The 11,034-nt window shown below is 38.1% G+C and carries 9 protein-coding genes; 8 read left to right on the top strand and 1 reads right to left on the bottom strand.

Features of this window, described 5'->3' with window-relative positions; all coding sequences use genetic code 11:
• Window positions 1–403: 403 nt before the first annotated feature.
• Window positions 404–2,185 (bottom strand): oligoendopeptidase F, encoded by a 1,782-nt coding sequence (gene pepF / locus B1R93_RS00910; RefSeq protein WP_088102116.1) that lies wholly within the window; start codon window positions 2,183–2,185, stop codon window positions 404–406.
• Window positions 2,186–2,349: 164 nt separating this feature from the next.
• Between pepF and B1R93_RS00905 the strand changes: the two genes are divergently transcribed.
• From B1R93_RS00905 to B1R93_RS00870, 8 genes are all read left to right on the top strand, one after another.
• On the top strand, window positions 2,350–3,843 hold the full coding sequence (locus B1R93_RS00905) for a spore germination protein (RefSeq protein WP_245308159.1): 1,494 nt from the start codon (window positions 2,350–2,352) through the stop codon (window positions 3,841–3,843).
• 17 nt (window positions 3,844–3,860) lie between these two features.
• Window positions 3,861–5,018 (top strand): Ger(x)C family spore germination protein, encoded by a 1,158-nt coding sequence (locus B1R93_RS00900; RefSeq protein WP_088102115.1) that lies wholly within the window; start codon window positions 3,861–3,863, stop codon window positions 5,016–5,018.
• Window position 5,019: 1 nt separating this feature from the next.
• Window positions 5,020–5,238, top strand: a complete 219-nt coding sequence (locus B1R93_RS00895) for a hypothetical protein (protein ID WP_088102114.1) — start codon at window positions 5,020–5,022, stop codon at window positions 5,236–5,238.
• A complete protein-coding gene (locus B1R93_RS00890) occupies window positions 5,235–6,347 on the top strand; it encodes a GerAB/ArcD/ProY family transporter (RefSeq protein WP_165763695.1) in 1,113 nt (370 codons plus the stop codon). Before B1R93_RS00895 ends, B1R93_RS00890 begins: the two co-directional genes overlap by 4 nt.
• Before the next feature lie 184 nt (window positions 6,348–6,531).
• Window positions 6,532–8,307, top strand: a complete 1,776-nt coding sequence (locus B1R93_RS00885) for an SLC13 family permease (protein WP_088102112.1) — start codon at window positions 6,532–6,534, stop codon at window positions 8,305–8,307.
• A gap of 104 nt (window positions 8,308–8,411) precedes the next feature.
• Window positions 8,412–9,278, top strand: a complete 867-nt coding sequence (locus B1R93_RS00880; RefSeq protein WP_088102111.1) for a gamma-glutamylcyclotransferase family protein — start codon at window positions 8,412–8,414, stop codon at window positions 9,276–9,278.
• Window positions 9,275–9,892 (top strand): cyclase family protein, encoded by a 618-nt coding sequence (locus B1R93_RS00875; RefSeq protein WP_088102110.1) that lies wholly within the window; start codon window positions 9,275–9,277, stop codon window positions 9,890–9,892. Before B1R93_RS00880 ends, B1R93_RS00875 begins: the two co-directional genes overlap by 4 nt.
• Before the next feature lie 149 nt (window positions 9,893–10,041).
• A complete protein-coding gene (locus B1R93_RS00870) occupies window positions 10,042–11,031 on the top strand; it encodes a sugar-binding protein (protein WP_088102109.1) in 990 nt (329 codons plus the stop codon).
• The last annotated feature ends 3 nt before the right edge of the window (window positions 11,032–11,034 follow it).

The following is an 11,034-nucleotide window of genomic DNA, read 5'->3' as shown; positions in this document are numbered from 1 at the left end:
GGGGACGAAGCGAAAGCGGAGCCGTTGCAATCTTTTTATTCTGAGAAGTGGGTTTCTTCTCAGAAAGCAACGAGCGAAGCAGAGCCCCAAGGGCGGTTTTCCCTTGGGAGGGGGACGAAGCGAAAGCGGAGCCGTTGCGAAGTTTTGATTTCCGAGAAGTGGTTTTTTTCTCGGAATGCAACGAGCGAAGCAGAGCCCCAAGGGCGGTTTTCCCTTGGGAGGGGGACGAAGCGAAAGCGGAGCCGTTGCCCGCCTGCGGAAAGCGTGCCCCCCATCCCGGTAGCGGATTCGAAGCGTCTTATCATGGCTATCCCACAGAAATACAAAAAGCTTGTCGGCTGTCTCGTTATAGAGGCAGCCGACAAGCTGAAACCCGTTACAGTTGTAACGGGTTTGGGATAGCCTACAATTTTTCAAATTCATCAATTAATTCCCCGAAGTATTTAAGTGCATGCTCAATTGGTTCTGGTTTGCTTAGGTCAACGCCTGTTTTCTTTAAAAGCTCGAGCGGGTAATCGGAGCTACCGCTTTTAAGAAAACTTAAATATGCTTCTAAAGATTCTGTTCTGCCTTCTAATAATGTATCGGCAATTTGAATGGCCGCAGCAAAACCTGTCGCATATTTATAAACATAGAATGGGCGGTAAAAATGTGGAATTCTTGACCAACCATATTTAACCTCATCATCAAATACAACAGTTTCACCTTGATACTCTCTAAACAGCTGTTCATAGAGGCTATTAAAAGAAGACGCATTTAATGACTCGCTGCGCTCAGCCATTTCATGTGTTCGCTTCTCAAAATCAGCGAACATAATTTGAGTGAAAAACGTACCACGGAACATATCAATGAAATGATTCAGTAAGTACTTCCGTTTTTCAGTGTCTGAAGTATTCTTTAATAAATACTGAATGAGAAGTACTTCGTTAACGGTTGAGGCAACCTCTGCGACAAATATTGTATAGCCAGCTGTAATTTGTGGCTGGTGAGTACTTGAGTAATAGCTATGCATCGCATGACCCATTTCGTGAACGAGTGTAAAAAGGCTGTCGAGATCATCCTGATGATTAAGTAATACAAAAGGATGGACCCCGTATAACCCCATATTATAGGCGCCAGAGCGTTTTCCTGGTGTTTCTCGAACATCGATGTATCGTTTTTCTTTAAAGGTGCGAAGTGTATCAATATAATCAGAACCTAACGGGGATAGCGCCTTTAGCATGAGTTCATAAGCTTCATCATAGGCAATATCTTGTTTACTGCCTTTTACTAAAGGAACATTTAAATCGTATTGTCGTAGTTCATCTAAGCCTAATGTCTCTTTACGAATCTCTGAATAACGATGCAACGGACGAATGTTTTTTTTCGTCGTCTCGATTAAATTTTCATATACTTGTTTAGGTACAAGATCTCCAAATAACGATTTCTCTAATGCAGAAGGATAATGTCGCATTTTTGATAATGTTACATTGTTTTTTATTGCAGAGGAAAGAGTCGATGCAATGGAATGGTTTAATTGTACATATGGCTTGTAATAAGCTTTATACGCTTCCTTTCGCTTTGAGCGATCTTCATCCTCAATAAGCTTTGAATACATCCCTCTTGTTAGTTGGACTTTTTCACCTTTGTCATTCGTAACGTCACCAAATTGAATATCGGCATTATTAATCATACCGAATGTTTTACTAGGTGCGGAGAGCGCTTCACCAAGCTGAGAAAGAACTTCTTCTTTTTCTTTACTAAGAACATGTGCTTTGTAGCGATAAGCCTCTAATAAATCATCTTCAAAATAACGTAAGCCATGAACCTTTGCTATGTACCCTTTTAACGTTTCTTCATCCAAGCTAAGTAAAAACGGGGTAAAAAACGACGTGCTTGAGCTAATTTCTACACTAAGTTGAGTCGCACGATCTAATAGTACTTGCGAGGTTGAATCTCTTGTGTCTGTATCTACAAGCAACCTTGCATATACAAAAACTTTTGAAAAAAGATAACTAAGCTCCTCTTTCTTCGTTAAAAAATCAAGTAAGCTCGTTCCATCCTCAATCTTTCCATCAAACGCTTTCAACTCATCAGCTAGCTTTTTCACCTTTATTAAATCCGCATCCCATTCAGCTTCTGTTGAATAAATATCAGCTAAGTTCCATTTTTCTTGCTCTGGAACCTCAAGTCTTGAAGTATACATTGAACCAACTCCTTCTTTTCCTAGTTTGTCATATTGTACCAGCAGGCGCAATCATTACACTCTTATAGCATATAAACCCTTGATTAGAATTATTTCTAGAATAATGGATAAACATAACTAACTTAAGGGAGAATAACCGATAAATAAAAGGTTGGTGGGGTAGCATGAGCATGGAACAGGAATTGCTTGACGTTAGTTTAGGAAGAAACCTTTCCAGTATCAAAAATAAACTAAATAATTGCTCAGATGTTAACTTTAGGCAAATTAAAATACATCACCAAATGGCCTATTTAATCTATATTGAAGGCTTAACGAATGTGGATGACATTCAGGTTCATGTCATCCGTGATCTCTTTTCAAATCTTAAAAAAGAACCTGTTTCACTAGAAGTTATTAGACATGAAATCGTGAGCATAGGACAAGTCTCCACTGAGAAAAAAATTAATGTATGTGTCGATTTAATCTTAAGAGGAAATACGGTTTTGCTTATCGATGGATTAGATGAAGCCCTTCTTTTTCAAGCGAAAAACTTTGAAACCCGCTCGATTTCAGAGCCAGAATCTGAATCCGCCATTAGGGGACCGCGCGAGGGATTTATTGAGAGCATTGCCGTTAATACATCACTTATTCGTAGAAAAATTCGTTCAACAGACTTTAAAGTAAAAATGACTCAAGTCGGGGAGTATACACAAACAGATGTAGGACTTGTCTATATTGAAGGATTAGCAAGTGATGAGTTAGTAAAGGAAGTTGAAGAAAGAATTAATCGAATTGAAGCAGATAGTATTTTAGAAACAGGCTACATCGAAGAGTTTATTGAGGATGATCCTTGGAGTATTTTTCCTCAGGTACAAGTGACAGAAAGACCTGATACTGTTGCTGCAAACCTATTAGAGGGTCGCGTTGCAGTTATTGTGGATGGGACTCCTTTTGTCATAATTTTACCTGCAACGTTTTGGCAACAGTTTCAGGCTAGTGAGGATTATTATGAACGGTTTCATATTTCGATTTTTTTACGTATCTTAAGGTTCGCTTTTTTGTGGATTGCGCTTTTATTACCTTCACTCTATATCGCGACAACCACCTATCACCATGAAATGATTCCAACGAATTTATTACTAAGTATTTCGGCAAGTCGTGAAGCAATCCCTTTCCCAGCCTTAGTTGAGGCTTTTATTATGGAGCTTTCATTTGAAGCATTACGTGAAGCCGGTGTTCGTTTGCCGAAAACAATTGGGCAAGCCGTTAGTATTCTAGGAGCACTAGTAATCGGTACAGCTGCAGTAGAAGCGGGGATTGTTTCAGCACCGATGGTTATCATCGTTTCTCTTACAGGGATAGCTTCATTTACCGTTCCGAAGTTCAGTTTAGCCATTTCGATTCGCTTGTTAAGATTTCCTATGATGATATTAGCTGGTGTTTTTGGCTTATTTGGGATCGTGGTCGGTGTTATTGCTGTAACAACGCACTTATGTAAATTACGTTCATTTGGTGTTCCTTATTTCTCACCAGTGGCACCACTTTCTTTAACGGGGTTAAAAGATGTACTTATTCGCTTACCGTGGTGGCAAGAGGATGTGCGTCCGAACCAATTTGTTAAACAAAACAGAAGAAGGCAATCACATGACTTATATCCATCTCCAGAACAGGATCAGTAAGAAAGGGGTGACTAGTTATGAGAAAACTCGTGCTCATATGTATTTGTCTTAGTATGATAACAGGCTGCTGGGATCGTACCGAGGTAAATGATATTGCGATTATTGTCGGCTCAAGCTTTGATAAGACAGAGGACAATAAGTATAAAGTAACTAGTCAAATGCCACTTCCTGGTGGAATGGGCGGTGTAGGAAGTAGTGGTGGTGGTGGTGGAACATCCGGTGATCAAATGTTTTATTTAGATGGAGATAGTGGGAGAAACATCCGAGAGGCCAATTTAAATATGCAAAATCGTTTAGCACGGAGAAGTATATTTGGTCACCGTCGAGTTGTGATTCTTGGAGAAAAATTGGCGCGAGAAGGGATAGTTAAAACGTTAGATGTTCTAACACGCTCACGAGATTCTCGTCTTACGGTACAATTGTTCGTTGCTGAAGGAAAAGGGGAAGAAGTTTTGGCAGCAACACCACATTTAGAAAATTTAACAGCTGAGGGTATAAGAGAGCTAGGGAAGATGAAATATGATATAAACATAAGGGATTTTTTGCTTGATTATCAACAGCGAGGGAATGATCCAATCCTTCCTGTCCTAGCGATTCAAAAAAATGATTCTCCAAACAGTGACCAGGTGCAAACCCAAGTTGAGAGTAGCAAGATTGCAATCTTTAAAAAAGATAAATTGCATTTTTTTACGAATGAGCAACAAACAAAAGGGGTAACCTGGATGCTACAAAAGATGAAGGGGCAGCAAATGACAGTCCCTACCGAAGATGAAAAGTCGGTTTTTTCTGTAGCAATTACGGATCAAGGAACAACGGTTCGTCATGAGGTGAAAGGAGACAAGCCTGTTTTTACAATACACCTTGATATCGTTGGAACAATAATTGAAAATCAAACAGGCTTTAATTTTGAAGAACCAACTGGATTTGACCGAATTGAACAAATTTTTAACAAAGAAGTAGAAAGTCATATTCGCAGTATTTTTGATGCAACACTTTCGGAAGGAATTGATTCGTTTGGTCTAGGTTTTCATTTAAGACGACGTGAAAACGAGCGTTGGGAGAAGTGGAAGGAACGGTGGCCGGATATGGTACGTAATCTTGAAGTAAATATTGAAATTGATAGCACGCTTGATTTACCTGGCTTAACAACAAAGGGAATCGGAGTAGGGGGATAAAATGGGAACAATTTTAATTGTCGTTTGGCTAGTAATCGCTGCAATGGCAGGAAAATCTCAATTTGCCGATAATCAAGTCAACCGAGGAACCTATATTTTCTTATCGTTGTTCACGGTAATCGCTTCATTTTATATTCATGATCATGGTGCATGGGAATGGTATACGAATGTACTCGCTCAATTATTTACGCCATTAACGAATGTGGTGATCGGCAAATGAAGCTTCAAATCTCGAATCGACAGTTAGCGTTTATAGTAGGAAACAGTATGATAAGTGCAAGCTTAATTACCCTCCCCCAATTTATGGTTGATTTAAGCTTGCATAATACATGGGTTGTACCTATATTTTTATTTGTGGTCGTTTACGGCATGATGTTCTTTGGTTTATCTAAATTGGAGAAAGTCCCAAAGTCGGAACGGCATTTTTCAAGTGATTCTAAAAAAGTGAAAACATTAGCCTGTCTATTTATCCTATTCTTTGCTCACGTCTTAATTCGTGATATACGGATCCTATTAGGCTTTATTTCAACAACGCTTATTCCATTAACACCGAAATATGTTATTATCATTTTGTTAATTGGAACCGTTCTTTACCTTGCAATGTCAGGAATCGAAGTGATTGCCAGGTTTACAGAGTTATACTACTTTTTATTTATTGGTGTGATTTTATTTATCCCTTTATCATTAGGAACTCAAATAAGTGTTGAAAATTTTGAACCGATGGTCGGTTTAAAGGTGATTCCTTCCCTGTTACAGTCATCCTATATTGGACTAGCATGGATGGGAGAAGCGGTGGCTGTAATTATGATTATTTGGCTTACAAGTCCAAAAGAGGGAACAAGGAAAGCCGTGTTCTGGGGGATAGGATTTGGAATAACGATGCTGTTCATTCTCATTTTTTCACAAATTGCTGTGTTAGGGTCGGAAATTGTACGTTATTCCACGTATCCTAGCTATACGCTTGTTCAACAAATTCGTTTAACGGAATTTCTAGACCGACTCGATTTTGTGCTTGTTGCCTTTTATTTTCCTACGGTTTTTGCTAAGATGTCCTTTTTCTTATATGGATTACATCGCTCGTTAACGATGTTAAATAACAAAATGACGAATATTACGATGGTTCCTTTAGCTATAATAATGGGGGTATTGGCTGTAACGTTATTTGAAAATGTTGGTGATACGACTGAGTTTTCCATTTTTACATGGGCAAGCTTAGGATTAATTTTAGAGCTTCTAATTCTTGCTCTTACATTTATGATCATTCGAACGAAACTTAATAATAAGCAGAGGGAAAAGAAAGAGGAAAAGGATCATTCTGTAAGTCATTGAACGTGCAATGGAAATAAATTGGCACGTTCTTTTTGTTTATGATTATTATATCTAATAACAATAATAAAAAATTTTTATAGATCATGAAAAATCCGTAGACAAATGAACGATGTTTTCATATACTAATCTAAATTACAGATAAACCTTATCAATTTACTATGGATTAAAAAGCGGGGAAATTATCATGTCAATGGACATCATTATCGTCTTATCAGTCGTTATTATAATGTTAATTTGCTTAATGAAGGAAGTGTCAAGACCTGACTTCATTGTGTTCTGTGCGTTGGCTTCCCTGCTATTACTAGGTGTATTAACGCCAGCAGATGCGGTAAAGGGCTTCTCGAATGAAGGAATGTTAACGGTCGCTTTACTATTTATTGTCGCAGGTTCAGTACAGCAAAGTGGATTATTAAACCGACTTGTCTATAGTGCCTTAGGAGCTGGAAGAAGTCCTAGAACAACACTGATTCGAATGATGCTACCAGTTTCAGGCTTATCTGCTTTTTTAAATAACACGCCGATTGTTGTCATGTTTACACCAGTTATTCGTGATTGGTGTAATGAACGAGGGATATCCCCCTCCAAATTTCTGATTCCTTTGTCCTATGCTACGATATTTGGTGGAACGATTACGTTGATTGGTACCTCCACAAATTTATTAATTCATGGCTTAATGATTGATAGTGGATTACCTGGCTATTCAATGTTTCAACTTGCAATTGTTGGGATTCCTGCTGCGTTGGTCGGAACTATCTACATGAGTACAATCGGATATAAAATATTACCTGAACGCAAGTCCTCTGAAGTTATGTTTAAAGAAAATACTCGCGAGTATCTTTCGGAGCTAGTCGTCGAAGAACATTCGCCTATTATAGGGAAGACAATTGAAGAGGCCGGTTTAAGAAGTTTAACAGGCTTATATTTAATTAGTATCATAAGAAAAGATGGCGAAAAGCTGGCACCTGTTAACTCACAACATAAAATTAAAGAAGGCGATCGTCTTATTTTCACAGGACTGATTTCAACGATTGTGGAGCTGCAAAATATGAAAGGTCTTCGTGTAGATACAGGTTCGAAAATCCAGCTCGAAGATTTAAAAAATGGCAACCAAGTACTAGTAGAAGCCGTCGTTTCCCATCAATCTAGTCTTGTAAATAAATCAATTAAACAAAGTAAGTTCCGGGTTAAGTATGGTGGTGGTGTTATTGCTGTTAACCGTAACCAACAACGTATTAATAGTAAGATAGGTGATATCGTCTTAGAGCCTGGTGATACGTTACTTATTTTAGCTGGTAGAGATTTTGAAAGTCGTTGGTCAAGTTCAAAAGACTTCTATTTAATGAGTACAGTAGAGGGAGCAGAAGTCGTTGATCGGAAAAAATCAATGATTGCGATTTTTACATTAGCTGCTATGATTTTATTAGCGACGTTTGAAGTGCTAAGCATGTTTAAAGCTGCAACACTTGCAGTACTGATCTTATTTTTAACAAAAACTGTTACATTTGAAAGTGTAAAAAAGTATGTACAATTTAATGTGTTATTATTAATTGCAAGTGCAATCGGGATTGGGGTTGCATTAGAGCAATCTGGGGCTGCTGCATGGATTGCTGAAAAGTTAGTACAATTTACTGGGAGCTTTGGGTTATTAGCAATTCTCATTGTTGTCTATTTAGTTACAACGATTTTCACAGAGATTATTACAAATAATGCGGCAGTTGTGCTTATGTATCCTATTTCACTTGCTCTTTCTACACAACTTGGAATCGATCCAATGGCGTTTTTCATTGCGATTACAATTGCGGCATCAGCAAGCTTTGCTACACCGATTGGATATCAAACGAATCTGATTGTATATGGACCTGGGGGTTATCGTTTTTCAGACTATGTAAAAGTAGGGCTCCCATTAAATTTGCTCTATTTAATCGTGACAGTCACGATCGCTTATTTTGTTTGGCTATAATAGAAAAGGCAGTCCTGAATTATTTTAAACAGGCTGCCTTTTTCTGTTAGAATAGTAGAAAACCGAAGTGAAAGTCTTTATCATAGCGTAGGAGGGGAGAAGTGATGCAAGAGAGAACGTATGATTTATTTGTGTATGGTACCTTAAGAAAAGGTGCAGGTAATCATGACTTTTTAAAAAATGCAAGACTGCTAGCTGAGCAGTGTTGGATAAATGGTGAGCTTTACGATACAGGTGATGGCTATCCTGTATTAAAACAAAGTATTGCAGGAAAAGTATATGGTGAAGTTTACCAAGTGAATGACCAAGAGCTGGAACTCATCGATAGATTAGAAGATTATGTAGTTGAAGGAGAAGATAATTTATACGAACGGATTGAACAAACGGTACATACTGACAAAGGGTCAATAAGAGCATTCGTTTATGTAGCTGGAAAGCAACTAGAGTCATGTCAACAATTGATTAGGAACGGTGATTGGAAAGAGTATATGCTTTGGAAAGTAGAACAGCCTATTTATTATTTTGCTTACGGTTCGTGTATGGATAATGAACGGTTTAAACAGGCAGGTGTTGACCCTTTTTTCCAGTTTGTGATGGGAAAAGGGATGTTAGATGGGTATACCCTACGTTTTACCTACCCTTCAGCTGATGGAGGCAAAGCTGATATTGTAGAAGAAGGTGGTACGGTCGAGGGCAAGGTTTACATTATTGACCAGGAAACGTTGCATTATTTATATGAGCGGGAAGGGGTCGCAAAGGGCGTTTATCGGCCGACGTTCGTATCGGTACAACTGAAAAGTAAACAACGGATAGAAGCATTGACATTTGTCGTGGTGGACAAAAAAGCTGAAACTGCTCCTTCAGAGAATTACGCACTTGAAATTGTCCGGGGAGGGACAAACTGTGTTAATGAAAAGTATCTAATGAAGATAAAAGAACATATTACTTCTTTAGTGGAGGAAAGCACATGAAAATCATTGATATTAGTATACCGATCCATGAAGGAATGCCAACCTATATGGGGAATACAGCCAATCAGCCTAAAATAACAACGACGACTAATGGATATATAACCGATACGAGACTTGATATGAATATTCATACTTGCACGCATATTGACGCTCCGCTGCATATGATTAATCAAGGTGAAACCATTGAATCTATTGGACTTGAAAGACTCGTTCGTCGTTGTAAGGTTATTGAAGTCGATGCGAACGACCGGATAACAGAAGAAGATTTGCATGGGAAAGACATCGAACAGGGGGACTTTCTCTTGTTAAAAACGAAGAACTCCTTTGGACAAACATCAGAGAAGGAATTTATTTTTTTAGCAGAGGACGCGGCTCAATATTTGATTCAAATGAAAATTGATGGTGTTGGAATTGATACACTTGGTATTGAACGAAGTCAGGAAAATCACCCCACGCATAAAGGCCTATTTTCAAATGATATTATTATCATTGAAGGCTTAGATTTAAAAGAGGTCGATCCAGGCGAGTATTTATTAGTTGCAGCGCCTTTAAAATTAACACAAATAGAGGCTGCACCTGCACGCGTATTTTTAATTGAGGGATTAGCTCTATAATAACTAATTTATTGGCAGCTAAATTCTTTGCTGTGGGGATGTCCAACTAGGTTGTAATGAGCCTTTTGGACATCCTATTCTATATTACTCATTCTTTGGAATATGTGATAAAATAATAAAACTAAAATAACTGACAGGAGGGTGGTACAATGAGACAGAATAAGATTCACATTTTATTAATAATTGGCATGTGTATTTCGTTTGGTTTCATGTATCACTACTTCGTGAAAGCGCTTCAATATGATGTGACAATTGACCATTATTCAACTGATGTTAAAGAAGGCCAACATTTTGTATTAATTGTTGAAGAAAAAGACAATCCTTATTTTACAGAGTTATTAAAGGGAGCTTTGGATGCTGCACGTCCTCATAATATTACAGTCGAGTACATCGGTCCAAAACAAACAAATATTGAGGAACATATTAAGCTGATTGAGAAAGCTATTGCAGCAAAGGTTGATGGTATATTAACACAAGGTTTATCGGATGAAGAGTTTGCTCCAATTATCGATAAAGCAATAAGCAAGGGGATTCCTTTAATAACAGTTGATACAGATGTGAAAAATAGTAAACGTTTAGCCTATGTTGGTACCAATAATTATCAAGCCGGTTATAAGGTAGGACAAGCTGTATTAAGCGAAACAAAAGGACCGATTCAAGTCGGGATTGTTTCCGGCAGCCTTGTTGCCAATCAGCATAAATCGCGAGTGAAAGGCTTTCTTGATGCGGTAGAGCATGCAGTAAGAGTTGAAGTTGTTGCGATAGAGACATCGAATTTAAGTAAAATCCAAGGGGCTGAAAAGACGTTTCAAATGCTACGTACTAACCCAGAAATTAATGTCTTATATGGGACCAGTGCACTAGACGGCGTTGGGATTTCAGATGCAATAGAAAAAATAAATCCTGCCGAACCAATTATCGTTTATGCCTTTGATGATTTAGAGGAAACGATTGATTATATGAATAAAGGTGTTATTCATTCTATTTTACGTCAGCAGCCTTATGATATGGGCTACAAAGGGGTTAATTTGCTAATTGATATCCTAGATGGAAAAGAAGTAGAACCGTTAAATTATACCGACACAGAGTTTATTCGAAAAGATGATTCATTGACGAACATCACACTAAAGAAGAACTAGGTT

It is taken from the genome of Halalkalibacter urbisdiaboli, assembly GCF_002156385.1.
In the GTDB taxonomy this organism is placed as follows: Bacteria; Bacillota; Bacilli; order Bacillales; family Bacillaceae_D; genus Halalkalibacter_A; species Halalkalibacter_A urbisdiaboli.
The sequence above is the reverse complement of the archived record's forward strand: the minus strand, read 5'-3'. Positions and strand labels throughout refer to the sequence as shown.

Bases quoted from the DNA above. Each gene is read 5' to 3' on its own strand.
- pepF (WP_088102116.1), bottom strand. From the start codon at position 2,185: ATGTATACTTCAAGACTTGAGGTTCCAGAGCAAGAAAAATGGAACTTA.
- B1R93_RS00880 (WP_088102111.1), top strand. From the start codon at position 8,412: ATGCAAGAGAGAACGTATGATTTATTTGTGTATGGTACCTTAAGAAAA.
- B1R93_RS00875 (WP_088102110.1), top strand. From the start codon at position 9,275: ATGAAAATCATTGATATTAGTATACCGATCCATGAAGGAATGCCAACC.
- B1R93_RS00905 (WP_245308159.1), top strand. From the start codon at position 2,350: ATGAGCATGGAACAGGAATTGCTTGACGTTAGTTTAGGAAGAAACCTT.
- B1R93_RS00890 (WP_165763695.1), top strand. From the start codon at position 5,235: ATGAAGCTTCAAATCTCGAATCGACAGTTAGCGTTTATAGTAGGAAAC.
- B1R93_RS00895 (WP_088102114.1), top strand. From the start codon at position 5,020: ATGGGAACAATTTTAATTGTCGTTTGGCTAGTAATCGCTGCAATGGCA.
- B1R93_RS00870 (WP_088102109.1), top strand. From the start codon at position 10,042: ATGAGACAGAATAAGATTCACATTTTATTAATAATTGGCATGTGTATT.
- B1R93_RS00885 (WP_088102112.1), top strand. From the start codon at position 6,532: ATGTCAATGGACATCATTATCGTCTTATCAGTCGTTATTATAATGTTA.
- B1R93_RS00900 (WP_088102115.1), top strand. From the start codon at position 3,861: ATGAGAAAACTCGTGCTCATATGTATTTGTCTTAGTATGATAACAGGC.